Raw genomic sequence first — 25,766 nt, forward strand, 5'->3', positions numbered from 1 at the left:
GCGTGGGCCGGAAACTGGTCGTCGAGGCGGACGGCGGATCGCGCGGCAACCCCGGCCCTGCCGGATACGGCGCGCTGGTCCGCGACGCGGTCACCGGTGAGGTGCTCGCCGAGGTCGCGGAGTCGGTCGGGCACGCCACCAACAACGTGGCCGAGTACCGCGGCCTGATCGCGGGTCTGCGGGCCGCCGCGGCCGTCGACCCGGGCGCGCGGGTCGAGGCGCGGATGGACTCCAAGCTCGTCGTCGAGCAGATGTCCGGCCGCTGGAAGATCAAGCACCCGGACATGATCCCGCTGGCCCTGGAGGCCCGGGAGGCGGCGAACGGCCTGGGCTCGGTCTCCTACTCCTGGATCCCGCGCAACCGCAACGCGCACGCCGACCGCCTGGCGAACGAGGCGATGGACGCGGCGGCGCGCGGCGAACACTGGGTCCGCACAGTAGAGGAGGAGCCGCCGCCCACCCCTGAGGTGGCGGCCCCCGCGTGGTCGGGGGCCACGACCACGCCGACCACGACCCTGCTGCTGCGGCACGGCGAGACACCACTCTCAGTCGAGAAGCGCTTCGCCGGCATCGGTGACTTCCCGCTGACCGAGAACGGCCTGGCCCAGGCGCGGGCGGCGGCCATGGCGCTCAAGGGCCGTGCGATCGACGCGATCGTGACCTCCCCGCTGAGCCGCTGCCGCGATACCGCCGCAGAGGTCGCCGCGGTGACCGGCGCCGAGATACGGGTCGAGGAGGGCTTCCGCGAGACCGACTTCGGCTCGTGGGAGGGCCTGACGTTCCGTGAGGCCGGTGAGCGCTGGCCTGCCGAGCTGAAGGCTTGGCTGGCCGACCCGTCCGTGGCGCCGCCCGGCGGGGAGAGCCTCGCCGAGGCCGATCGCCGCGTACGGACCGCGCTGGACAAGCTCAAGGTGCGTTACCGGCACCAGAGCGTGCTGGTCGTGTCGCACGTGACGCCCATCAAGCTCCTGGTGAAGGAGGCGCTGGGCGCCCCGATGACGGCGCTCTTCCGGATGCAGCTGGACGTGGCGTCGCTCTCGTCGATCCACTGGTACGACGACGGCCCCGCCAGCCTCCGCGCGTTCAACGACACCCATCACCTCCTGGACTGACCGTTTGCGGACACCCCTCGGCCCGCACGGCCGCACCCGACCGGAGCCTCGGCGACCCCTCCTGAAGCGGTAACCTTTGAGGCACGGCGGACGAGCCGGCCGGACGGCCGCGTCGGGAGATCTCCGGGTCTCCCGCCGAGGAAAGTCCGGGCTCCACAGGGCAAGGTGGTCGGTAACGCCGACCCGGGGTGACCCGCGGGACAGTGCCACAGAAAGCAGACCGCCACCGGTTCGCCGGTGGTAAGGGTGAAACGGTGAGGTAAGAGCTCACCAGCGCCCACGGTGACGTGGGCGGCTAGGTAAACCCCACCTGGAGCAAGGTCAAGAAGGTGAGCCGACAGGCTCTCCGCGCAGGCGTTCGAGGGCTGCCCGCCCGAGCCTGCGGGTAGATCGCTGGAGACCGTCGGCAACGGCGGTCCGAGATGGATGGCCGTCGCCCGCCCGCCGCAAGGCGCGGCGGGACACAGAACCCGGCTTACAGGCCGACTCGTCCGCCGCTATGTGATCAGGGGTTTCTGGGGGTTACCAGGCCGGATTCGTAGGCCAGCACCACGAGCTGGGCGCGGTCGCGGGCGTGGAGCTTCATCATGGCCCGGTTGACATGGGTTTTCGCGGTCACCGGGCTGATCACCATACGGTCGGCGATCTGGTCGTTGGACAGGCCCTGCGCGACCAGGGCGACGGCCTCGCGTTCGCGGTTGGTCAGCTCCTTCAGCCCCGTGCCGGTCGCCAGGTTGAGCGGCTGGGAGACGAACCGGCTGATCAGCTTTCTGGTGATCGACGGTGCGAGCAGGGCGTCACCGCGCGCGGCGACGCGTACGGAGTGAAGGAGGTCCTCCGGCTCGATGTCCTTGACCAGGAATCCGGCGGCCCCGGCGCGCAGCGCGTTGAAGACGTACTCGTCGAAGCCGTAGTTGGTCAGGATGACGACGTGCACGCCGGCCAGGGCCGGGTCCGCGGCGATGCGCCGGGTCGTCTCGATGCCGTCCATGACCGGCATCTGGATGTCGATGAGCGCGATATCGGGCAGATGCTCCCTGGCAAGGGCGAGGCACTCCTCGCCGTTGGCGGCCTCGGCCACCACCTCGATGCCGTCCTCGGCGTCGAGCAGGGCCCGGAAACCTCCCCTGAGGAGCGGCTGGTCGTCGACCAGCAGGACACGGATCACGACGGCCGGCCCACGGGGATCTCGGCCTGGACGCTGAAGCCGCCCTCGCTGCGCGGTTCCGCGCGCAGCCGGCCGCCGAGGGCGGTGACCCGCTCACGCATTCCGAGCAGCCCGGTGCCGGGCACCGGGGCGGTGCCCGGCATGGCCTTGCCGTCGTCGTCGACTTGTATGGCGAGGGCTTCCGGAAGGTAGCTGATCCGGATCGACGCCGTTGCGGCGGCGGCGTGGCGGGCGGTGTTGGTGAGCGACTCCTGAACGATCCGGTAGGCGGTCTGGTCCACCGCGGCCGGCACGTCGTGCCGTTGTCCTTCGATCATCAGCGTCGTGTTCAGGCCTGTCCCACGGGCCCGTTTCACCAGATCCGGGACGTGGTCGAGCCCGTGCGACAGGATCCTGGCGTCGTCGCGCAGCGTCTCCAGGGTCGCTCGCAGTTCCCGGGTCGCCTCCCGGCTGGCCTCCTGGATCGCCAGCAGGGCCTCCGGTACGTGTTCGCCGCGCTTGCGGGCCAGGTGGACGGCGACTCCGGCCTGCACCTTGATGATCGAGATCTGGTGGGTGAGCGAATCGTGCAGCTCGCGCGCGATGTGCAGCCGTTCCTCGGACGCGCGCAGCCGAGCGGTCTCCTCCCGGGTGCGCTCGGCTTCGTCCGCCCGCCGCTCGGCCTGCCGCAGCGCCTCACCCGCGGCAGCGGCAGCGATCAGCCAGGCCAGCTCCAGGGCGCTTCGGGCCTGTGCGAACGCGTCGGCCGTGGACCCGTCCGCCGGAGAGGCCATGACGGCGAGCGGGAGCGTGGCCAGCAGGGCCACGCTTGCTACCAACGTGATGATCCGGTGTCCCGCGCGTACGGCGGCGTACACCGCGAACAGGTACGCGACGGCAGGCACGTCGAAACCCATCGCCTGATAGCTCAACGCGCACAGTCCGGTAACGGCCAGGACGGGAACGGGGGCCCGGCGGCTTGCGGCCAGTGCCAGGCCGCTCGCCACCACCAGTGCGTAGCCGAGTACGTCGAAATCCGTGGCGAGGTGATCCTCGGCCAGCGCGGTGACCAGCAAAATCGCCGCCACGCAGACCGAGATCGTCCAGCCTCTGGCCTTGGCCCAGACGCCGGACAGTCCTGTGCTCATATGCGCACCTTAGCCGCGCCTTGGCGCGTGCCACTCCTGCTCACGGACGAGCAGGCGCCTACCGCGTACGCAGTACTTTCGCGGAGCCTGCGGCTTCTGCGGTAACAGGGTGCACCATTAGCCGTAGCGCTAATTGCATGCGTCCGGGGGACGACCGGCATTGCTGCCGGCAGCCAGGATCGGGCCATGAAGAACGAGACTCCCCGTACGAATGGAATTCTGGCGGGACTGGCCAGGTTCTGTTACCGGCGCCGCCGTTTGGTCCTCCTGACCTGGATCGCAGGTGTGATCATTGTGGCGTTCGCCGGCTTCGGTTATGGTGCCGACTCCGACAATGACTTTTCTGGCGGAGATTCCGGATCGGCCAAGACACAGGAGCTGATCGAAAAGCACTTTCCCGAGCAGCAGGGCGACACGCTCACTCTCGCTATAAAGGCGGAAAAGGGAATCGACGACCCCGCCGCCCGGCAAAAGGTCGAGAAGGTCATCGCCGATCTGGACGCCTCATCCATTACAGGACCGGTGACCTCGCCGTACCAGGACAAGGCACTGGTGACGGAGGACCGTCGCATCGCCCGTACGATCATCCCGCTGACCGACCAGGATGTGACGAAAGCCGAGGTCAAACCCCTGGTGGCCACGGTCAAGGAAGCCTCCGGTGACGGCGTGACGCTGGGGTTGGGCGGGGAAAGGGCAGAGAAGGCCGAGACACCTCCGCAGGGTCCGGCCGAGAGCGTGGGCGTCCTGGCGGCAGCGGTGATTTTGTTCATCGCCTTCGGGTCACTGGTGGCGATGGGCCTGCCGATCGTGACCGCGCTGCTGGCGCTCCTTGGCGGCATCGCCTTGATGAAGCTGGTCGGGCACGTGGTTCCCGCGCCGAATTTCACGGTGACCTTCGCCGCGTTGATCGGGCTCGGGGTTGGTATCGACTACGCACTGTTCATCGTGACCCGCTACAAGGACAGCCTGCAGGACGGCGATGAGCCCGAGAGCGCCACGGTCAAGGCCATCGCGACCGCAGGTCGCGCGGTGTTGTTCGCCGGAACGACCGTCGTTATCGCGCTTTTCGGCCTGGTCATCATGGGACAGCGGCTGATGACCGGCGTGGCCGTCGCCACCTCGGTGATCGTGCTGGTGACGATGATCGCCGCGCTGACCCTGCTGCCGGCGTTCCTGGGCTTCACCGGCCACAAGATCAACTCGTGGCGCCTGCCCCGTCGCACGTCCGGTCGGCCCGAGCCCATCAGCGCCCCGCCCCGGGAGCGCCGTACCCCCGCCGAGCGCTGGGCCGGCGTGGTGCAGCGCAGGCCGCTGGCCGCCGCGCTCTTGGTCGGCGGGGTTCTGCTGGTGCTGGCCGCACCCGCGCTGTCGATGCGGCTGAGCCTGCCCGACGCCAGTGTCCAGCCCCGCGACAGGAGCAGCTACACCTCATACAAGATCATTTCCGAGGGCTTCGGTCCCGGCTACGGCGCACCCCTGATCTTCGCCACCCAGGTCGATTCCAGGGACGCCGATCTGCATCCCGTCGTCGAAGCGGTCAGCAAGACCGAGGGCATCGCCTACGCCACAAAGCCGCGGGTCAGCAAGGACGGGCAGGCGGCCACCTTTATGGCCTTCCCCACGACCGGATTCCAGGACGAGGCGACCACGGACCTGGTGCGCAAGCTCCGCGATGACGTGCTGCCCACGGCACCCGGCGGCGAAGGCGTCTACGTCGGCGGCCCGAACGCCGGCGCGATCGACGTCGCCGACGAGGTCGGCTCGCGCCTGCCCCTGATGATCGCGGTCGTCATCGCGATGTCCATGGTGCTGCTGATCGCGCTGGTCCGGTCGGTCACGATCGCGCTGCAAGCCGCCGTGATGAACCTGCTGTCGGTCGGCGCCGCCTACGGCGTGCTCGTCGCGGTCGTGCAGTGGGGATGGTTCGGCACGGCCCTCGGATTCCCCACCGACATGCCGATCACGATCTGGATACCGATGATGATGTTCCCGCTCCTGTTCGGCCTGTCCATGGACTACCAGGTCTTCCTGATCTCGCGGGTCCGTGAGGAGTACGAGCGCACCGGCGACACCCGCATCGCTGTCACCCGCGGGCTGGCGCGGACCGCCAAGGTCATCACGGCTGCGGCCGCCATCATGATCGCCGTCTTCATGACCTCACTGCTTGGCCCCGACGTAGCAAACAAGCAGGGGGGTCTGGGCATGGCCGTCGCCGTGCTCATCGACGCCACCATCGTCCGGATGATTCTCGTTCCCGCGGTGATGGAACTGTGCGGCAAGGCCAACTGGTGGATGCCCGGCCGCCGCGCACCAAAGGCGCCCTCGGCTTCACTGCCGGAAGAGGTCAGAGTCTAAAACCGTCCGGCACCAGGCCCACTTATCTACCCTTCCCCCTGCGCGCCTCGTTCACACCAAAACGGGAAGTGGGTCTCATCTCGGTAGCTTCGGGTCACACGACACAAAGGAGCGGAAAGCGCGCCTCTAACGTCCAAGGTAAAGCTGATCGCCTTTGGGGGAGATCGGCGGTGGCGGCGGGGCCCCGGAAGAACGCCCCGCGGAGAGGAGCGCCGATGTTCATCGTGATCGCGGTGGCCGCGCTCGTCGGGTTGCTGGTGCCACTGATCTTGGTGGCCGCGTTCTCGCGGTCCAGTCGACGGGACGCCCTTTACGCTCCGGCGACCGGTCAGACGCGGTGGGCGCGCCGCGTGGCAGGCATGTACATCCGCGACGACTACACCGCCCGCAGGGACGAGTACACGGGCTACCACACCCGGATCGAACACGGGGACAGGACCGGCGAGAACGAACTCGTCGGTCGCTGAAGACCCCATGGCGGCCGATCCGCCGCTGGAAGACCAGCGGCGGGCAACCGGCCGCCACGAGGCCGGGGTCGGGCAATCGGCCGCCACGAGGGCCGGGGCGGACGACCGGACACCACAAGACGGTGGTAGAGGAGCGCGCCAGGCGCGGCGAGTCGGGCTTGGGGTGAGCACGGTTCCACGGTGGCGGGTGCCGTGGGCCGGGTGATCATGGGTCGTCCTGTCGGGGGACGACCCATGATCGTTTTGCTAGGTGAGGGCCCGGGCGTTGTCGGAGTCGCCGTCGGGGGCCTCGTCCGGGACGGGGACGAAGCTCTGGGTGGAGCGGTCGAGGACGTTGACCTCGGCGGACTCCAGGTCCAGATACAGGCCGACCAGTTCGAGCTTCCCGGCCTCCACGCGGTTGCGCAGCCAGGGATAGGTCAGCAGGTTGTCGAGCTGCTGGATCACGTTGATCTGGCAGAGCCGGGTGAGCGGCGGCACGCCGTCCTCAGGCTCGGTGGCCAGGAACCTGGCGAGGCTGTGGTTGCCGTGCTTCAGCCACCGCGACAGCGCCGGCAGGTGGTCGATCTCGGTGCCGCCCGCGAGCAGTGCCGCCATGGCGCCGCAGTTGGAATGGCCGCAGATCGTGATGGTCCTGATGTCGAGCACGTTGGTGGCGTACTCGACCGTCGCGGCCACCGAGTCGTCCTGGGTGCGGGAGCCGAAGCGCGGGACGAGGTTGCCGACGTTCCGGTTGATGAACAGGTCGCCGGGACCGCTCGCGGTGATGATGTTGGGCACCACACGCGAGTCCACGCAGGTGATGAACAGGTGCTCGGGCTTCTGCTCGAACGCCAGCTCGGCCATGATCGGCCTGACCAGCCGGGCCGTGCGGCCGTGGTATTCGCGGACGCCGGCGAGCAGCAGGGCGCTCGGCGACACGTCCGGTGCGTCGAGTTCCGGTGTTTCGTGGCGGCGCCGTCGATTCGCCCATGGTGCCCACCAGCGGGCATTGGGGGACGATTTACGCGGCGGCGACATATCCCCAGTCACAGCTCTTTCATACCAACCCTCGTGAACTTCATCTATGTCGACCCTGCCGCACTGACGTTCGTGGGCGACCCGCCACTCGTGGATCGCCTCGAACGCGGCGTGGTCCATGAAGTCCACGTTCAGGTCCAGATCGACGCTTGCCCCGGCGGGTACCTGCTGCAGGACCTTGGTCACCTTGGGCACGCCGAGGAACGTCAGCGTGCCCTCGACGATCACATGCCATTGCTCCGCAGGGCCCTTCCCGCCAGGGGATCCGGGCGAGACCCGGGCCGGGATCGAGAGCGCCTGCTCGACCCGGACCGACAACCTCGTGAGCCGCCGCAAGGCCATCACGGCCGAGATCCCAATGCCGAGCAGGACACCCTCGCCGAGCCCCAGCAGCACGACTCCGATCAAGGTCGCGAAGTAGGCGGGCGCCTCGCGGTGGTGACGAAGGTCACGGACCCGGGCGGTGTCGATCATCTTGACGCCGAGCACGACGAGGAGCGCGGCCAGGGCCGCCAGCGGCACCTGCTCTATCACCGGCCCGCACGACAGGGCCAGCACGAGCACCCAGAACCCGTGCATCACCGTGGAGGCACGAGACCGGGCTCCGGCCGCCACGTTCGCCGTGCTCCGTACGATCACGCCGGCGATGGGCAGGCCGCCCAGCAGGCCCGACGCCGCGTTCGCCGCGCCCTGGCCGAGGAGTTCGCGGTCGAGGTCGGCTCGCGGTACGCCCTGCGGCCGGGCCCGGTCGATGGCCACGCTGCACAGCAACGACTCGACGGCCGCGACCACGGCGACCGAGACGACCGCTCCCACGATCTCGGGCAGGCGGCCATGGGGCAGTGCGGGCGCCTGCCAGTCGCCCAGCAGGGTGTCCGGCAGGTCGACGCGTGCCGTCTCCCAGCCGAGCACCCACGACGTCAGCGTGGCGAGGGCGATGGCGGGAAGCGGCGCGGGGATCCAGTGCAACGCCGTGCCGGTGCCGTTCACGCCCTTGGGGAGCCGTTCCCAGGCGAGGAGGACGGCGATGGTGAGCAGGCCGAGCATGACCGTGTGGGAGTGGGACGAGATCAGCTGCCCGGGAAGCTCCCGTACGTTGCTCAGCGGTGAATGCTGGGACCTTCCGCCCAGGACGACGTGCACCTGCGCCAGAACGAGCACGACGCCGACTCCGGCCAGCATGCCGTGGACGACGGCGGGGGAGACGGCCAGCGCCGTCCGTGCCACCTTGGCGGCGCCGAGGGCCAGTTGGAGCAGCCCCGCCAGTGCCGTGATCGTGCAGGTCGCACGCCAGCCGTAGGTCTGGACGAGCGAGGCCACGATCACCGTGAGTCCCGCCGCGGGTCCGCTGACCTGCAGTGGCGAACCGCCCAGCAGCCCCGCCACGACACCGCCCACGATCGCGGCGATCAGTCCGGCGGCGATCGGTGCCCCGGAGGCCACCGCGATACCCAGAGACAGCGGGATCGCGACGAGGAAGACGACGAACGAGGCGGGAAGGTCCCGTCGAAGCATGGATACGTTGAGTGTCTTGAACGTCACGCATAGTATGCAATCACGAGCTGGATCATGTCCGCCCGGGATGACACAAACGAGGGGCCACGGAGTTGTAGATTTCGGCGGATCCGGGCCGTCGAAAGGCGAAACGGAGGGCGCCCTAGGGGCTGCCCTCCGTTTCGTTGATGTTCAGCTGGTCAGCGCCGGTAGTCGCGGTCGCGGTCGCGGTGGCTTTCCCAGTCGTCCGGCTGCTGCTGCTGGCGCGAGTTGCCGCTGCCGTATGACGAGCCGTACTGGCCACCCGTCTCGCCGCCCCCAGGCCCTCCGGCCTGGTCGGAGTTGCCGTAGCCCTGCTGCGACCCGAAGTAGCCGTTGCTGAACTTCTGGGTGGCGCCAGGGTCTCCGTAACCGCCCTGGGAGCCGGCGTCCTGGGGAGTCGGCGCCGACAGAGGGTCGGACGCGCCGTTGTAGCTGCTGCCGCTGAAGTCGGTGTAGCGGCCGGGCTCTCCGCTGTCGCCCGCGCCGTTGCCGGCGGAGCCGGGGCCCGCATTGCCGGCGGGACCGGGGACGGCACCCGAACCGGTGCCGTACGAGCCGTACGACTCGCGGCCTCCCCCGCCGAGCGGATCGTCGTAGCGGGGAGAGTCACCGTAGGCGGGCGCCGATGGGTAACCCTCGTTCTGGCCGTAACCGCCGCCGCCCGTACCGCCGCCGGACATACCGGAGAAGCCGCCGGACGGTCCCGACTGGTCGCTGTCGTACCCGGCGCTCGCCGAGGCAGGCGTGGACCAGGGACCGGTGGAGCCGTAGGACGAGCCGCTGCCCGTGTTGAGCGGGTCGCTGAGCGGGTCACCCAGTCCGCTGCCGTACGCGGGTGCCTCCGGCTCGGGCGAGCGCGAGCCCGCGCCACCGAGAGCCCCGGCGCCGCCGGCACCGCCGGCGGAACGTGCCCGGTCGGTCTGGATGCGCTGGAGCAGCTCGTCCACGGTGGGGAGCTTGTTGCTGTCGGTGTCGCCGCCGGAGGAGCCGCCGCCGTCCCAGCCGCCGTGAGCCGCAGGCTCGGCGCGGGACGGCACCGCAGGGGCCGGAGGGGCTGCCGGGGCCGGGTGAGCCGCAGGGGCCTCGCCATAGCCGCGTACGGGCTGCTCGTCGGTGCGGCCGAGGGGCAGTCCGAGTGGGTCGGAGGTACGCGGGTCGCCCGAGAGTGGTCCCGAGGACATGGGCAGGTCGTAGGAGTCCTGGCGTGCCGGGCCTGCCGAGGCGGCCGGAAGGGAGGTGCCCAGCGGGTCACCCGCACCGTAGGCGCCCTGGGAGCCGTTGCCGTAGGCCGGCTGCTGGTCTGGGGCGCCGTACGGGGACTGGTCGCCCACGCCGTACGGGGACTGCTCGGGGCCGGGGCCGTAGGGCTGCTGCTCAGGGGAGCCGAAGGGTTGCTGGTCCGGGGCACCGAAGGGCTGCTGCTGGTCCGGGGCGCCGTAGGGAGACTGGTCCGGCGACCCGTACGCGGGCTGCTCGGGGGAACCGTAAGGGGACTGATCAGGGGGGCCATAGGGCGGCTGGTCGGAGCCCGCGCCGCCGAAGGACTGGTCGCCCGCGCCGAATGCGGCCTGCGGGCCGGTGCCGGAGCCGAGCGCCTGGAGGTCGGCGGCGGTGGCGCTCGGGTCACCGGCGTAGTGCGCGGCGGCCGGAGTGAAGGACGCCGGGGGCGTGGGCACCGCTTGCGCGTCGGCGCCGTTGCGGGGGCCGAGCAGGCCGCCGACGGCGCCGGTCCCCGGGGCACCGGGGCCCTGACCGCCCGGGCCGTGCCCGAGGTCGTTCATCGACACCGGCTGGGTGAGACCGGCGGCGGGACGTTCGGCGGGGGACTGCGGCTCGGGGGCCTGCGGGCCGCTCTGGGCGTTGAGCGGGTCGGCGGCGAGCTCGGCCTCGGTCTTCTCCGGGGGAGCGTCGTGCTGCCAGGGGAACTTCGGCTTGTCGAAGGTGATCGTCGCCCAATAATCGTCGTCGGCCATCTCGTCGCTGGCCTGGCCGCTGGGCGGGGGCGGCGCGGGGGCCGCCTGCACGGGGGCGGGCGTGGGCGCGGCGAGGGGAGCGGCGGCGAGCGGCGCGCCGCCGGGCTGGCCACCACCGGCCTGGCCGCCCGCGACACGGCGGTCGAAACCCGGCTCGGCTTGGCCCGGTCCATAGGACGCGCCGTCATAGCCGGTGCCGTAGCCATCGTCCACCGGCTCGTCGGCCGGGGCGGAACGGTAGCCCCTGGACGGCTGCTGCTGCTCGTCGGCCATCCAGTCGTCGTCGTCCTCACGGGCCGCCCTGCTGGCCCGCATGCCCAAGGCCACCAGGACGACCACCAGGACCACGACCACAATGAGGCCGAAGACCACGATGTAAGAAGTCATGCCACCACCCAATGCCTTGGCCCTACGGCCCGCGGGTTCGTCCTGATTATCGCTAGCGGCCGGGTCCCCGATGGGAGCCTAAACCGATTCTGACCGACCGCTATGACCGTTGTCACACCCTTCGCGCACATCTACCCTCACACGGCGTGCCTCTATCGGCCAATCCGGCCGACCGGTACACCCCTGTCAGTTTTGTCCCTCCAGGCTCTGTTCGCCCTGCTTGCCCAACGGCCTCAGGGTTGAACGCGCCTACTCGGTCCCGAAGTTCCCGATGATCCTGCCCCGGCCCACCGTGTGCTTGGCGATGGCCCCGAGGGATTCCTTCAGCGTCGCGCCCTGTTTGAACGGCGCCTGGTCGTCGAGTGCGTAGATGGTGAACCGGTACCGGTGCTCCTCGCCGCGGGGCGGGCACGGCGGTTCGTAACCCACCTTCTTGCCGGTGTTCTGACCCTGGACCCAGGTCTTGTCGATCTTTGTGCCCTCGATGAGGTCCTGCGTGTTCTCGCCGATGCCCGCGATCACCCAGTGCACGTACGCGCCGTTGTCGGCGTCCGGGTCGTCCACCACGATCGCGTACGAGCGGGTCCCGGCGGGCTTGCCCCTCCATCCGAGCGGCGGGGTCTTGCCCTGCCCGCCAGAGTACGCGGCGCAGCCGTACCGTGTGGGCAAGTCCTGCCCATCACGGAAGACCTGGCTGTTCACGGGGAACCACTCGGAGAGCTCGGCGCTCTTGTTCTGGGGCAGCCCGATCAGGCCACACCCGCTCAGCGCCCCGCCGAGCAGCACGACGCCCACTGCGGCCACACCTGGACGCCGCTTCCTGCCCATCATCGACACGCCTTCCCGCAGCCCCCGCCCAGCCGCCCTATCAAAGGACAAGCCGAGCTTGGCCGCCTTCCCGCAGCCCACACCCAGCCACCCTGTCAAAGGACAAGCCAGGCTTGACCGCAATCCTGCAGCCCAGGGCCAGCCTGGCTGATGGGCGAGATCGTACGCCGCGCACTGCCAGATTCGGTCCAACTCCAGGGCGGGCGCACCGCACCGGTGGTGCTCCCTTCCTCGTCCGCCATAACCATAGGCGGTCTACGGGGGTGGATCGGGCCTTTTCTCCCCGCGGACGACGGCGCTTCCGGAGAGTCTCATTGTGACGTTCATCATGGGATGTCTGTTCCCTGATGTCCGTTATTCAGCGAAGGATGGCAGAAGTTCACATGATCGTAACGGTCCATATTGTCGGATTGGAAAGTTCTTGAGTTCTTTGCCTCCCTCTGGCTGGTGCTTGACGTGGCTCATCGGGTAGTTTGTGAATGTCTTCACAAGCCGACCATGAACATTGGAGGGCCGCAATGGCCAGGACCGCCGAGGGGATCCCTGGCGCTCCCCACATCCTGATCGTGGGTGGCGGCTATGTGGGCATGTACACCGCGCTCCGCCTGCAGAAGAAGCTCAAGCGCGAGCTCAAGCGGGGCGAGGTCAAGGTCACCGTCGTTGACCCGAACGCGTACATGACGTACCAGCCGTTCCTCCCCGAAGCCGCCGCCGGGAACATCTCCCCGCGGCACGTCGTGGTGCCGCTGCGCCGCACGCTGCCCCTCTGCAACGTCCGCAACGCGCGGGTCACCGAGATCAACCACGACGAGCGCTGGGCGATCGTGCAGCCGCTGGCCGGACCGCCGGAGCGGATCTCCTACGACTACATCGTCATGGCCTCCGGCGCGGTGCCGCGGATCCTGCCGATCCCGGGACTGGCCGAGAACGGCATCAGCCTCAAGACCGTCGGCGAGGCCATCCACCTCCGTAACCACGTTCTCGCGCAGCTCGAGATCGCCGAGTCGACCGACGACGAGGAGATCCGCCGCAAGGCCCTCACGTTCGTCTTCGTCGGCGGCGGCTTCGCGGGCGTCGAGGCGGTCGCGGAGATCGAGGACATGACCCGTGACGCGACCAAGTACATGCGCAAGGTCACCCCGCGTGACCTGCGCTTTTACCTGGTCGAGGCGTCCGACCGGATCCTCCCCGAGGTCGGCCCGGACATGGGCAAGTGGACGGCCGAGCAGCTGCGCGGCCGAGGCATCGACGTCAAGATGAAGACGCTCCTGCAGTCGGCGGTCGGCGGCAACATCGAACTGTCGGACGGCAGCGCCTTCCCGGCCGGGACGCTGGTCTGGAACGCGGGCGTCAAGCCCTCCCCGGTGGTCAAGGCGAGCGACCTTCCCCTTGACGACCGCGGCCGGATCAAGGCCACCGAATACCTCACCGTCGAGGGCGTGGTGGGCGCCTGGACCGCGGGTGACAACGCCGCGGTGCCCGACCTCACCCAGGACGGCATGTTCTGCCCGCCGAACGCCCAGCACGCGCTGCGGCAGTCGAAGCTCCTCGGCGACAACATCGTCCGCGCCCTCCGCGGCAAGTCGCTCAAGCCGTACGCGCACAACAACCTGGGCGCGGTGGCGGGTCTCGGCCTGCACAAGGGCGTGGCCAACCCGATGGGCTTCAAGCTCAAGGGCCTGCCGGCCTGGTGGTTCCACCGCACCTACCACGGGATGATGGTGCCGACGTTCAACCGCAAGATGCGGGTGCTCGCCGACTGGACCCTCGCGCTCTTCTTCAAGCGCGAGACCATCTCCCTCGGCACGATCGAGCAGCCGCGGGCCGACTTCGAGCTGGCGGCGACCGACGAGGTCAAGCAGCTCGAGGCGACCAAGGCCGACCGGGCCGCCTGACAACAGCCGCCTGACGGCACACGACGACGCCCCGCTGATCCACGTCCGGATCAGCGGGGCGTTCTCGTTCGGCAGGGTCGTCATCCGCGCATAGGCGGAACGGTCCCGGCTTGAGGGAGAATCAACGGGTGCGAATCGGGATCCTCGGGCCCTTGGAGGTGGCCGCCGACGGCCACCCTGTCGAGGTCGGCGGCGCACGACTGCGCGCCCTGCTGATCCTGCTCGCGCTCAACGCGGACCGTACGGTCTCGGCCGACCGGCTGATCGACGACCTCTGGGAGGACCGCCCGCCGAGCACCGCGCCCAATGCCCTGCAGTCGCTGGTGTCGCGGCTGCGCCCGATGATCGGCCGTGAGCACCTGGAGTCGAAGCCGGGCATGTACCGGCTCCTCATCCCGCCCGCGGCGGTGGACGCGCACGACTTCGAGGCCCGGGTCGGCCATGCGCTCCGTACAGGTGACCCCGCAAGGCGCGCGGCCGAACTGCGGGAGGCCCTCGCACTCTGGCGAGGCCCGGCGCTGGAGGACGTGGCGGGCAGGCCGTTCGCCGAGGGACCGTCGGCGCGCCTCGAAGGCCTGCGCCGCACAGCCCTGGACGAACGCATCGAAGCCGATCTCGCGCTGGGCCGCCACGCCTCGCTCATTCCGGAGCTACAGGCGCTGTCCGCCGCCGACCCTCTCAGCGAGCCGCTCCGCGGCAAGCTGATGCGAGCCATGTACGCGGCAGGCCACCAGGCCGAGGCCCTAGCCGAATACGAATCGGCCAAACGCACCCTGGCCGAGACCCTGGGCGTGGACCCTTCACCCGACCTTGAGAACGTCTACCTGGCGATCCTCCGCCGAGACCCCGGCGACGCGCACGCGGTGCACGCAGCTCAAGGGGCGCACTTGACGCATGCAGCTCAGGTGGCGCACGCGGAGCACGCGGCTCAGAATGCCGGGGCCGCGGATGATGTTCAGCCTGCCGGGAATCTGCGGGCGCGGATCACGAGCTTTGTGGGACGGGATGACGATCTCTCCCAGTTGAGCGAGTTGCTCGCTGGGCAGCGGCTTGTGACGTTGACAGGGCCAGGCGGCGCTGGGAAGACGCGGCTCTCGCTGGAGACCGGCGAACGGTGGCTGGGCCGGATGCGGGACGGGGTGTGGGTGGTCGAGTTCGCGCCGATCACCGACCCGGCCGAGGTGCCGCAGGCCGTTCTCACGGTGCTCGGGCTGCGTGAGACGGTCTGGCAGGCGGGCGCGGGGCGCGTGAAATGGGAGGCCACCGATCCGCTGGACCGGTTGGCCGCCGCGCTCGCGCGCAAGCAGTTGCTGCTCGTTCTCGACAACTGCGAGCACCTCCTCGACGCCGCGGCCCATCTGACGGATCGGCTCCTGGCGGACTGCCCTGGCGTGCGGATCCTTGCGACGAGCCGCGAGCCGCTCGGCATCACGGGCGAGTCGCTGTGGCCCGTCGACCCGCTGCCACCACCCCCGCCGGAGGTGCGGGCCGTCGAGGCGCTGACCTATCCCGCGGTACGGCTCCTCGCGGACCGTGCGACGGCGGTGTCCCGGGGCTTCGCGGTGACCGACGGCAATGTCGCCGACATCGCGCAGATCTGCTGGTCCCTGGACGGGATGCCGCTGGCGATCGAACTGGCCGCCGCGCGCCTGCGCGCGATGACGCCCGGTCAGGTCGCGGCCCGGCTGGGCGACCGGTTCGGTCTCCTGGCGGCGGGCAGCCGCACCGCGCTGCCGCGCCACCAGACGCTCCGCGCCGTCGTCGAATGGAGCTGGGATCTGCTGGATCCGGCCGAACGTGCGCTGTGGCGGCGGCTCGCGGTCTTCACCGGCGGCGTCACCGCGGCGAGCGCCGAGGAGGTGTGCGCCGGCCCGGAGCTCCCTCGTGACCAGGTCTTCGACGTGCTGACCGCCCTGGTCGACAAGTCCCTCGTGACGATCAGTGACGGTCAGGAGGAGCCTCGCTACCGGATGCTGGAGACGATCCGCGCGTACGGCTTGGAACGGCTGGCGGAGGCAGGCGAGGAAGAGGAAGTCAGACGCGCGTACGCCACGTACTACGTCGAACTGGCCGAAACCGCCGAACCCCACCTCTACCGCCACGAGCAGGTGTACTGGCTGGCCAGGCTCATCGCCGAGCACGACAACCTGCACGCCGCGCTGCGGTGGTCGATCTCGGTCGGCGACGCGCCGCTGGCCGTGCGGTTCTGCGCGGGGCTCGGCTGGTACTGGTACCTGCGCGGGCAGCTCAAGGAGAGCGCCGACACCATCACATGGGTGATCAACCTGCCCGGTCTCCCCGAAGACCAGACGACCGCTGTCGCCATGGCGCTCGGCGCGATGATGATGGTCGACAGCGATTACAAAAACGAGCAGAGCACCGCCCTGCTGATGCGGGTACGCCAGATCTGCGACACCCTTGGCGACGAGGAACTGCAGCCGACGCTGCGGGTGACGAACGTCGCGCTGAAGATGTACCTGATGGGCTGGGACGAGGACGCGATCACGCTCATCGACCCGCTTCTGCACGATCCCGATCCGTGGGTACGCGGGGTCGGCTTCTTCATCCGCGGCCAGTTCGCGCTCAATTTCGGGCGCGGCGACGCGGGCGCCGACGACTTCGCCCGCGCGCTGGACGATTTCCGTCGCATCGGCGACCGCTGGGGGCTCGCGTTCACCCTCACCGCCCAGGCCGAAATCGCCGGCCGCCGCGGCGACCACAGCGACGCCGTCGCGCTCTATGAGGAGTCGATCCGGCTCAACGACGCCCTGGGCGGCGGACCGGTGCCGATCGTGCAGTGCCATATGAGGCTGGCGAACGAGCTGGCGCTGCTCGGTGACAAGGATCGCGCCGTCAAGATGCTCAATGTCGCGCTCCGCGAGGCCGAGCGGGTCTGCAGTGTCGAGGCGACGGCGGCGCTGCTCTTCCAGCTCGGCGAGATCGCCCGCCACGATGGCGACCTCGCCGGAGCCGCCGAGCGCCTCGATCGCGCGTACGAACTGATCTCGTCCCATACCGGCCCACCGCACATTCGCGCGTTGGTCCTGTGCTCGCAGGGCCATCTCGCCCTTGCCCTCGGCAAGGGTGAGATGGCCCGGACGCGTCTTGTCGAGGCGTTGCAGGCCGCCGTGCACACCATTGACCACCCGGTCATCGCGATCGTCCTGGTGGGCCACGCCGCCCTGGCTCTTCGCGAAGGGGAGGCGGAACGTTCCGCGTACTGGCTGGGCGCGGCCGACGGTCTGCGCGGCAGCCGCGACCAGTCACTGCGCGACGTCCTGCTGGTCGAGGACGCCACCCGCAAGGTCCTCGGCGAGACCGCGTTCACCACTGCCTATGAACGCGGCCTCGCCACGACCCTGGACGACGTCCTGAGCGCCTTCGCGCTGGAACGCCCGCCGCCGTTGGTCACTTGATGTTCTTGAATCGCTGGTTCTTGGCGTAGCCGCACTTCCAGACGGTGGTGAGGGCCTTGTTGCGCTTGCTGGCCCCGGCGATGTCCAGGCACTTGCCCTTGGCGTACTGGCTGAAGAACCGGCTGTCGGGCGTGTACCAGAACAGCTGCTTGGTGTAGTTGTCGCCGTACTTCTTGTTCCGGCACTGCCGCTGCGTGACGGCGGCCCCGTTCCGTTTGGCGTCCACAGTGAGGCACAGCCCGCTGTTCCGGTTTTGGATCGCGTAGATGTAGTGCCGGACGCCACCAGACCCCGGCGCCTGGACCAGCCAGAGTGCCCACTGCATGTTCGCCTGCTTCGTGCAGGACCACTGGTCGGCGCGCACTCCTTGCCGCTTGGACCAGCCAGGGATCTCAATGCACTTCTTGGAGTGCTCTGCACGAAGGCGGGTCCAAGCAGGGCGCTTCAGAACCGTGGCATCCCCGGCCGCCTCCGTACGAGCAGGCCCAGGCGCGACCGAAGTCGCAGAGCCAGGCGCGGCCGAAGCCGCCGAAGAAAGCAATGTGGCCGAGATGGCGCAGGCCGAGCCGACTACGGCAAGCGAGCGAAGGTGACAGGACATGTGTGTCTCCCCAGGTCGGTGATGCCCCAGAGCCAATCCGACCCGCGTCTCCAATCCGTCTCCAGCCCGTCTCCGCCCCAGCTCAGGTAGGGAGTGCCGGTCGTTTCTGCCTGGGCACCCTCACCCGCACGCCCCTTCCCTCCCGGCCCGCCGCCCGCTCGCCCCTTCACACCCCGGCCCACCGCCCGCGCGACCCCTCCCTCCCGGCCCGGCGCCCGCTCGCCCCTTCCCTCCCGGCCCGCCGGCCGCACGACCCTTCCCTCCCGGCCCGGCGCCCGCACGACCCTTCACACCCGGCCCGCCGCCGCCCGCGTGACCAGCTGCGTGTCCGGCGCCGCTATGGCCGCCATCGGGGTCTGGCTGCTCCTGGAGCGGTTACCGATATGAATTCGCCTATAGGACCGCAGCCGTGTCCATATTGGACTGACCGGATGCCACTCTGGTGTGCTCTGTCCCGTGCTCATGATCGCTGCCAGGTCCGATCGCCGTGTGATCGTGACGATGGTCGCGGTCCAGCTCGCCGCCTGCCTGGGCTACTTCTCCGTGATGGCGCACGTGGTCGCGCACCTCCGGCATGACGTGGGCCTGATGGCCGGCACGATCGGGCTGATCCTCGGCGTCCGGCTCGGCGTGCAGTATGCACTCCTGCTGCCGGTCGGCCCCCTCACCGACCTGCTCGGCGCACGCCGTACCGGAACGATCGCCTGTCTCCTCCGCGCACTGAGCTTCGCCCTCCTGGGGACCGCCGAGAGCTTGAGCGCGTTGCTCTGCGCGGCCGTCCTCATGGGCGCGGGTGGCGCGCTCCTCCACCCAGCGGCGCAGACCATGCTGGCCGGCGTCACTCCCGCCCGCCGCTCCACAGGCTTTGCCGCCTACGTGGCGACCCAGCACATCGGGACGGTGGTGGGCCCACCCTTGGGACTCGCCCTGCTCACCCTGGGCTTCGTGTTCGTCGCGGGAACGGCCGCCATCTTGTGGGCGTTCGCCGGCGCCCTCTTCCTTTTCTTGCCCCGGCACAACCAAAACTCGGCTCCCCGCAATCTCCTCGCGGGCATCCAAGCGGCCTTCCGTGACCGCGCATTCCTGCTCTTCGCCCTGGCGACCGCCCCCACGACCCTTCTCGCCAACCACATCATGACCGCCGTGCCGCTCCTGGGCTTCACGCCCAGCACGGCCACCCTCTGCTTCTGCGTGCTGGCCGCAGTAGCTGCAGCCGCCCAACCGTTCGTGGCCGCGAAACACCGTGGCGAGCGCCCCTGGGTCCTGCGGCTCGGTCTGCTGTGCGCAGCGGCGACCTTCCTGGTGCTGGCACCCCTCGACGGCACGGAGACCAACCTCCTGATGCTCGCGGCCGTCCTCAACGGCATCGCGAACGGCCTGATCCAACCATCGATCTTCCAACGCGCCGCCCGCCACGCCCCCCAGGGCCGCTTCGGCTCGTACTACGGCGTCCTGGCGTTCTGCTCGGGGATGTTCGCCTGCGTGGGAGACCTGGCGATCGGCCGCCTCTTCGACCAGGGCTCCACCGGAGCAACCACAGCCCTCCTAGCCGTAGCCATCTTCGCCCTGGCAGCCGCGATAACCACCCGAGGCCCATAACGAGGCTCAACGAGGCCCATAACAAAAGCGGTCCATAACAAAAGCGGCGGCGGTGCCCTTTGGGGGACCGCCGCCGCTTGGGTGTGCTTAGACCTTGCGCTTGAAGGCTCGCATGGATAGGGGGATGAAGACGGCGGCGATCGCCACACCCCAGATGAGGGACTGGATCGCCGGAGTGAGGACCGGCTGGCCCATGCTCGGGTCGGTCACCTTGTGGCCGATCAGCAGTCCCCGGATCGCGTCACCCAGCAGGGAGACCGGGTTGTTCTCCATGACCGTGCGGATCCACCCCGGGTACTTGTCGGAGACCGGGATGAAGGCGTTGCTGAGGAACGAGACCGGAAAGATGATGGTGAACCCGAAGATCTGCACCTTCTCCGGCTCGTCGACCGCCAGGCCCACGAAGACCGAGACCCACGCGAAGAGCAGGGAGAAGGCGAGGAGCAGCAGGAACGCGGGGAGCAGATTCACCCAGCTGGTCTCGACCCGGAAGCCGATGACCAGTCCTACGATCATGACGATGAACATCGACCAGGCCTGCTTGACCGTGTCGGCGATGATCCGGCCCGCCAGCGGGGCCGAACGCGCGATCGGCAGGCTGCGGAAACGGTCGAAGACGCCCTTGGTGACGTCGTTGTTGAGGCCGACGCCGGTGGTCATCGAGGCGAACAGGGCGTTCTGGACGATGATCCCCGGAATGAGGATCGGCAGGTAGTCCTGGACGCTTCCGGCCATCGCCGGGCCGAAGACGAAGGCGAAGAGCAACACGAACATGATGGGCTGGACGCTCAGGTCGACCAGTTCCATCGGGTTGTGTTTGATCTGCACCAGGTTGCGCCAGGTCAGCGTCATGGTGTTGCGCAGTCCGTTGGACAGGCCCACCTGCCGGGGCAGGTCGCGCGGGGCGACGTGGGTGGCGGCGGTCATGCCTTGGCCCCTTCTTGGGACATGAGCTCCTCGGCCTCGGCCTCGAAGTCGTCGGTGTGGTGTCCGGTGAGCGCGAAGAAGACCTCGTCGAGGGTCGACTTGCGCAGGGAGAGCTCGCTGAGGACGACGCCCGCCTCGTCCAGCTTGCGTACGACGGCGGGCATCACGGCCGGGTCGGTGACCGGCGCGGAGACCTGGCCGTCGCGCTGCTCGGGTGTGGCGTCGAGCAGGTCGGCGACGACGCGGGCGACCGTCACCTCGTCGGCCGGGTTGACCGGGCGGACCTGCAGGACCTGGCCGCCGGCCTGGGCCTTGAGCTGGTCGGAGGTGCCGTGCGCGATGACGGTGCCGTGGTCGATGACGATGATGTCGTCGGCGAGCTGGTCGGCCTCTTCGAGATACTGGGTGGTGAGCATGACGGTGACGCCGTCGGCGGTGAGGCCGCGGACGATGTCCCAGAGGGCGGTGCGGCTGCGGGGGTCGAGGCCCGTGGTGGGCTCGTCCAGGAACAGGATCTCGGGGCGGCCGACCAGGCTTGCGGCGAGGTCGAGGCGGCGGCGCATGCCACCCGAGTAGGTCTTGGCGGCGCGTTCGGCGGCCTCGGTCAGCTCGAAGCGGTCGAGGAGCTCGGCGGCGCGGGTCTTGGAGGAACTGCGCGACAGGCCGAGCAGGCGGCCGATGAGAACGAGGTTCTCGGTGCCGGTGAGCATCTCGTCGACGCCTGCGTACTGCCCGGTCAGGCCGATCAGCTGGCGGACCCGGTGCGCGTCCTTGACGACGTCGTAGCCGCCGACCTGCGCCGTGCCCTCGGTGGGCCGGAGAAGGGTGGCGAGGATCCGCGTGGTCGTTGTCTTGCCCGCGCCGTTCGGACCGAGAACGCCGAGCACTGTACCGGCCGCGACCTGCAGCGATACTCCGCACAACGCCTTGGTCTCACCGAAGTGCTTCACCAGGCCCTCGGCCTGGATGGCGTGTGACATGTGGTCTCCTAGGTCTGTGTTCGCCGGACATCTGAAACGGTCCCGGAGGCGGCGGCGTGCCAAGTTACAGCTGTCCGGTGGGGAACGCATCTAGTTATTTCCGACGGTCCTGACAAATCGCTGGCGGCCCGCTGACGTCCAGAACAACTCTCGCATCTGGGTCTGACAAAACGCTGAGACCCCCCGGGCGCGGCTGGCTTACATCTTGCGTCGCACCGAGCATGGTGAACACAACTTCGTGTCACAGCAGGGCAAACACATCGGGGTTGGGCGAGCTTGCCGATGACGCTCCACTGGCGGGAGCCCTCAGGGATCTAGACTCATGCCCGTGACGTCGGTGGTGCGCGCCCACCAGCCCGACGGCGGGGGCCCGCGCCTGCGGCCGCCCGCCCATCGGGTCTCTCCGCGCGCCATCGCCCACTGGGCGATCGAGTATTTCCTGCTCTGGGGCCTGGGATTCGGCCTCGCCTGGGGCGTGGCCACCTGGATCGACGACGCCGACTGGGACGGACTGCCCGGCTGGATGATCGAACGTGTCTGGTGGATGCCGTTCCTGATCGGTGCCGCCGGGGTGCTCATGGTCACGGTCGCGCCGGTGTGGCGCTACCGGGTTCATCGCTGGGAGGTCAGCTCCGACGTCGTCTACACGCGCACGGGGTGGTTCAGCCGTGAGTGGCTGCTCGTCCCGGTGAGCCGTATCCAGACCGTCGACACCGAGCAGGGCTGGATCGAACGCATGCTGGGGCTGGCGACCATCGAGGTCAACACCGCCTCGCACGCCGGATCGTCAGAAGTCGCCGGCCTTCCGGTGGCGGTGGCGACGCGCCTGGCCGAGGAGCTGGCTCGCCGCGCCCATGACCTCCGAGACGACGCGACATGAACGTCCAAGAAGGCGAGCGGGACTCGCGGCCCTCGGACGGCCCCTCGGACGACCTAGAGGAAGACCACCGCTCGGAGACGGTGGCAGAGCCTGGTGGGATTGAGCCGGTTGCGTTGCGGCTGCATCCGCTGACGTTCGTCGTGGGCGCGGTGCGGGAGTTGATCGCGCTCCTTGCCGCCGGTGCAGCGGGACTGGCGGTCGGCGGCCTGTCCACGGCGTTCTACTTCACGCTGGTCGGACTGGGCGTCGGCTTCGCCTTCCACCTGGCGACCTGGGCCACGTTCACCTACACCGTCCACGAAGACCGCATCGAGCTCCGCCGGGCGCTGATCGGGCGATCCGTGAAGACCATTCCGCGTGACCGCATCCGTGGTGTGGACATCAACGCGACGCTGGCCCATCGAGTGCTGGGGCTGGCCATCGTCCACATCGATGCCGGCGCGGATGGGGGCGAGGGCGAGCTCAACGCGGTCTCGCGGCAGGAAGCCGAACGGCTCCGCAAGGTGCTGCTCGCCCGAGCCTCAGCAGTCGCTGAACGAGCCGAGCCAGAGCCTCAGCGCCGCGTCCTTGGCCGGATGGAATCGCGCTGGTACGTGTACGCACCGCTCAGCGGCGCCTATCTCCTCACCCCGTTCGCACTCGCCGGCAGTCTCCTCGGCACGCTCTACAACCTGAGCGACGACTTCGGCCTGATCACCCGCGACCGGCTCGAGAACCTGGGCCACGAGGTGGTCGGCCTCCCGACCCTCGTCGTGATCATCCTGGCGATCCTGTTCCTGATCGCCATGCCGGTGATGTCGGTCATCGTGTTCACGCTCTTCAACTGGGACTTCACCGTGTACGAGCGGGACGGCTCCGTGGTGGCCGAGCGCGGTCTGATGACCCGGCGCAGCGTCTCGCTCGAACGCCGCCGCATCCGGGGCGTGGAGCTTGCGGACAACCCGTTCGAACGGCTCGCCGGCGTCGTCCGACTCGGCGCCCTCGTCACCGGCCTGGGGGACGCCGCACACCGGGGCCGCCTGCTGCCCGCCGCGCCGCGTGCCGCAGTGGAGTCCATGGCGCGACGGGTGCTCGGCCCGCCGCCCGCACCGCTCATCATGCATCCGCGAGGCGCCCGCAGCCGCCGCATCACCCGCGCCATCGCCCCGCCAGCCGGGATGGGGATGCTGGCCGTTTTGGCCGGCCAGCCCTGGGTGGCGTACGGATGCGCCGTGGCCGCATTGCTCGCCGTCCCGCTCGGCCTCGACCGGTACCGCCAGCTGGGCCATGCTTCCGACGGGGAACGGCTGACCGTTCGATCCGGATCGCTTCGCCGCCGCCAAGCCGTGGTCGAACACGGCGCAGTCGTGGGCTGGCGCATCCGCCAGACGCTCTTCCAGCGCCGCCTCGGGCTGGCCACCCTGATCGTCGCCGTGGGCGCGGGCGACGGGGGCTATCCCGCCGTGGACATGGCGGAGGAGGAGGTTCCCGCCTTGGCCGCAGAGATCACGCCGGCCTGGCTGGACCCCTTCCTGACCCGCTGAGGAGGGCGTGGCTATTCGGGGCGGCGGGCGCCGAACATGATCTCGTCCCAGGACGGGACGGAGGCGCGCTTGCCCTTGGCCTTGCGGCGGTTGCGGGCCGCAGGACGCTGGGGTGCCGCCGGCGGCTCGGAGTTGGCCGCCGCCGCGGGCTCGCTGCCCGGCTTGTCTGCGGCGGGCATCGTCGGGCGGCCCGTGGGCTTCTTCTTAGCGGGTGTACGGGGGGCCTCGCGACGCTGCGGCTGTGGCTTCGGCGCCTGTTGCTTGGGCTTGGACTCGGCAGGCTTAGGCGCGGCAGGGAGTTCGTCGTCGGCCTCGGTGGACGCCTCAAGCTCGTCGTCGGAAGCTTCCGCATCTTGGGGCGCGAGCTCGTCCGCCGCTTCCGAGGCGGGCTCCGGAACGGGGGCTGGCGCAGGCCGCATTGACGCCTCGGGAGCAGGATCCACATCTTGCGCGGGGGCGGGGTCCGTAACCTCTGCTGCTGCAACCTCTGCTGCTGCAACCTCTGCTGCTGCAACCTCTGCGGGTGCCTCCCGCTCCACGACCTCTGCGGCGGCCGACGTCGGCTGGACGTCGCGTTCGTCCTGCGCGGGCGCGGATGCCTCTTCGTGAACGGGGTCCGCGTCCTGGGAGGGCTCTTCCTCCTGAACGGCGGCGACTTCCACTGGCGTGGGCTTTGCAGGCTCTTCTGGGCGAGCGAACACAGTGGCGCGTTCCTCTTGGGCCGCGGCCGCCTGCTCCTCACGGGCGGCGCGGGCCTCCTCCGCCCGTGCCGCCGCGTTCTCGTCTTCCCGGGCGGCTGAGCGCTCGTCTTCCCGTTCCCGGGAGGCTGGCTGGGAGGCTGGCTGGGAGGCAGAGCGCTCGTCTTCCCTGGCGGCCGGCTGGGAGGCTGAGCGCTCCTCTTGCCGGGCAGCCGGGCGCTCGTCACGCGCGGCGTCCGTCTCGTGCGAGTCATCACGAGATTCGGCCGGCGTGGCGCGCTCATCGGAGACCGCCGCGGGGGCGAGCGGCCGTTCTCCGCGCTCAGGTGCAGGTGCGGGACGGTCCTCGGATGTGGCCTCGTGGATGGTCCGGCGCCCGTCGTCCCAGTTGTCGGCAGTGGGGGTGGCCACGCGGACGGCGGGGGGCTCCAGGCGCGCGGCGACAGCGGTCTCGCGCGGGGTTTCGGTCGGCGGGGCCGGAGCGGGGGCCGGGGTTGGTGCCGGAGCCGGAGCCGGGCGCGGGTCGACCATGCGGCCGCGTTCGACGATGTACTCGCGGCGGGCGTCGGTGGGGCGCTGCTGCTCGCGGTCTGAGACGACCTTCATGGCGGGACGGCGGGGCACCAGCGGCGTGACCGTGTCGTTCAGCGAGTCGTCCCCCCATTCCACAGCGGTGAGGCGGGCGGCGACCTCGTCGAGTGGGGAGACGTGGCGGCGGCGGGGGTCGAAGACCCACTCCGCCGCGTGCGGGCGGCCGTTGTCGAAGAACGACAGGCGCACCCGCCAAGTGCTGTCTTCACACTTCCAGGAGTCCCACTCGACCTCGTCGAGGTCGACGCCGCCGCGGCCGAGACGTTCTTCGACCGTCTCGCCGAGAGGAGGCCCGGGCGTCGACTCGCCCGGGCGGCGGACGGTCACGCGCTGCGCCTGCTGCGCCATGTACTCGCGCTCCTGGAGGACAGGGCCCTCGAACCAGCGGACGCGCTCGACAGGGATGCCGGCCGACTCGGCGATTTCCTCCGCCGTCTCGCCGGAGCGGATGCGGGCCTGGATCTCCTTGGGACGCAAGGGACTCTCCACTTCGATCTCGAACTGGCCGAGGCGGGAGAAATGCCCACGTACCGCTGCGCGCAGCCGGTCGTCGACGGGCAGGGTGAACCGGGTGCCCCGGCCCGCGGTCGCCAGGACGAGGTACGTACCGTCCTCGCTGACCGCGACGAGGCGCAGCTCCTGCATGCGTGTCCTTCCTGCCCTTCCTGACGGCACGGAGGGTG

At 69.7% G+C, this 25,766-nt stretch carries 17 protein-coding genes and 1 other RNA gene; 9 read left to right on the top strand and 9 right to left on the bottom strand.

Features of this window, described 5'->3' with window-relative positions:
• Window positions 1-2: 2 nt before the first annotated feature.
• Window positions 3-1,112: a bifunctional RNase H/acid phosphatase gene (locus tag ACH34W_RS24995; protein ID WP_395963442.1), complete on the top strand. Its 1,110-nt coding sequence runs from the start codon at window positions 3-5 to the stop codon at window positions 1,110-1,112.
• Window positions 1,113-1,203: 91 nt separating this feature from the next.
• Window positions 1,204-1,606, top strand: an RNA gene (rnpB, locus tag ACH34W_RS25000) — RNase P RNA component class A.
• Window positions 1,607-1,617: 11 nt separating this feature from the next.
• Here the strand turns inward: rnpB and ACH34W_RS25005 are convergent.
• Together ACH34W_RS25005 and ACH34W_RS25010 are read right to left on the bottom strand one after the other, a co-directional pair.
• Complete coding sequence (locus ACH34W_RS25005; protein WP_395963443.1) at window positions 1,618-2,280, bottom strand: response regulator; 663 nt, start codon at window positions 2,278-2,280, stop codon at window positions 1,618-1,620.
• Window positions 2,277-3,407, bottom strand: coding sequence for a sensor histidine kinase (locus tag ACH34W_RS25010; protein ID WP_395963444.1), 1,131 nt, complete (start codon window positions 3,405-3,407; stop codon window positions 2,277-2,279). Before ACH34W_RS25010 ends, ACH34W_RS25005 begins: the two co-directional genes overlap by 4 nt.
• 186 nt (window positions 3,408-3,593) lie before the next feature.
• Here ACH34W_RS25010 and ACH34W_RS25015 point away from each other — a divergent pair, with 186 nt between their 5' ends.
• Window positions 3,594-5,762, top strand: coding sequence for an MMPL family transporter (locus ACH34W_RS25015; protein ID WP_395963445.1), 2,169 nt, complete (start codon window positions 3,594-3,596; stop codon window positions 5,760-5,762).
• 215 nt (window positions 5,763-5,977) lie between these two features.
• A complete protein-coding gene (locus tag ACH34W_RS25020; RefSeq protein WP_395963446.1) occupies window positions 5,978-6,229 on the top strand; it encodes a hypothetical protein in 252 nt (83 codons plus the stop codon).
• A gap of 246 nt (window positions 6,230-6,475) precedes the next feature.
• Here ACH34W_RS25020 and ACH34W_RS25025 read toward each other — a convergent pair whose 3' ends face one another.
• The 3 genes from ACH34W_RS25025 to ACH34W_RS25035 form a co-directional block, all read right to left on the bottom strand.
• Window positions 6,476-8,764, bottom strand: coding sequence for a SulP family inorganic anion transporter (locus ACH34W_RS25025; RefSeq protein WP_395963447.1), 2,289 nt, complete (start codon window positions 8,762-8,764; stop codon window positions 6,476-6,478).
• A 179-nt stretch (window positions 8,765-8,943) separates the two neighbouring features.
• On the bottom strand, window positions 8,944-11,145 hold the full coding sequence (locus ACH34W_RS25030) for a hypothetical protein (RefSeq protein ID WP_395963448.1): 2,202 nt from the start codon (window positions 11,143-11,145) through the stop codon (window positions 8,944-8,946).
• A gap of 249 nt (window positions 11,146-11,394) precedes the next feature.
• On the bottom strand, window positions 11,395-11,976 hold the full coding sequence (locus ACH34W_RS25035; protein WP_395963449.1) for a YbhB/YbcL family Raf kinase inhibitor-like protein: 582 nt from the start codon (window positions 11,974-11,976) through the stop codon (window positions 11,395-11,397).
• A gap of 515 nt (window positions 11,977-12,491) precedes the next feature.
• Between ACH34W_RS25035 and ACH34W_RS25040 the strand changes: the two genes are divergently transcribed.
• A complete protein-coding gene (locus ACH34W_RS25040) occupies window positions 12,492-13,868 on the top strand; it encodes an NAD(P)/FAD-dependent oxidoreductase (RefSeq protein WP_395963450.1) in 1,377 nt (458 codons plus the stop codon).
• Window positions 13,869-13,996: 128 nt separating this feature from the next.
• The gene (locus ACH34W_RS25045; protein WP_395963451.1) at window positions 13,997-17,284 is read left to right on the top strand and encodes an AfsR/SARP family transcriptional regulator; all 3,288 of its coding nucleotides are present in this window, start codon (window positions 13,997-13,999) and stop codon (window positions 17,282-17,284) included.
• Here ACH34W_RS25045 and ACH34W_RS25050 read toward each other — a convergent pair.
• On the bottom strand, window positions 17,277-17,885 hold the full coding sequence (locus ACH34W_RS25050; RefSeq protein WP_395963452.1) for an RICIN domain-containing protein: 609 nt from the start codon (window positions 17,883-17,885) through the stop codon (window positions 17,277-17,279). The genes ACH34W_RS25045 and ACH34W_RS25050 overlap by 8 nt on opposite strands.
• A gap of 489 nt (window positions 17,886-18,374) precedes the next feature.
• Between ACH34W_RS25050 and ACH34W_RS25055 the strand changes: the two genes are divergently transcribed.
• Window positions 18,375-19,484: an MFS transporter gene (locus ACH34W_RS25055; protein ID WP_395963453.1), complete on the top strand. Its 1,110-nt coding sequence runs from the start codon at window positions 18,375-18,377 to the stop codon at window positions 19,482-19,484.
• A gap of 87 nt (window positions 19,485-19,571) precedes the next feature.
• Here ACH34W_RS25055 and ACH34W_RS25060 read toward each other — a convergent pair whose 3' ends face one another.
• Entirely contained in the window at window positions 19,572-20,411 is an 840-nt protein-coding gene (locus tag ACH34W_RS25060; RefSeq protein ID WP_395963454.1) for an ABC transporter permease, read from the bottom strand.
• Window positions 20,408-21,391, bottom strand: a complete 984-nt coding sequence (locus ACH34W_RS25065) for an ATP-binding cassette domain-containing protein (RefSeq protein ID WP_395963455.1) — start codon at window positions 21,389-21,391, stop codon at window positions 20,408-20,410. Before ACH34W_RS25065 ends, ACH34W_RS25060 begins: the two co-directional genes overlap by 4 nt.
• Before the next feature lie 322 nt (window positions 21,392-21,713).
• On the opposite strand from ACH34W_RS25065, the gene ACH34W_RS25070 reads away from it, so the two are divergent.
• Window positions 21,714-22,271 carry a PH domain-containing protein gene (locus ACH34W_RS25070; protein WP_395963456.1) on the top strand — a complete coding sequence of 186 codons (558 nt, stop codon included), beginning with the start codon at window positions 21,714-21,716 and terminating at the stop codon, window positions 22,269-22,271.
• Complete coding sequence (locus ACH34W_RS25075; RefSeq protein ID WP_395963457.1) at window positions 22,268-23,794, top strand: PH domain-containing protein; 1,527 nt, start codon at window positions 22,268-22,270, stop codon at window positions 23,792-23,794. The genes ACH34W_RS25070 and ACH34W_RS25075 overlap by 4 nt, the downstream gene beginning before the upstream one ends.
• Window positions 23,795-23,805: 11 nt before the next feature.
• Here ACH34W_RS25075 and sepH read toward each other — a convergent pair whose 3' ends face one another.
• Window positions 23,806-25,728, bottom strand: coding sequence for a septation protein SepH (gene sepH, locus ACH34W_RS25080; RefSeq protein ID WP_395963458.1), 1,923 nt, complete (start codon window positions 25,726-25,728; stop codon window positions 23,806-23,808).
• Window positions 25,729-25,766: the final 38 nt, after the last annotated feature.

The organism is Actinomadura sp. 6N118 (assembly GCF_044326415.1).
Taxonomy (GTDB): Bacteria; Actinomycetota; Actinomycetes; order Streptosporangiales; family Streptosporangiaceae; genus Spirillospora.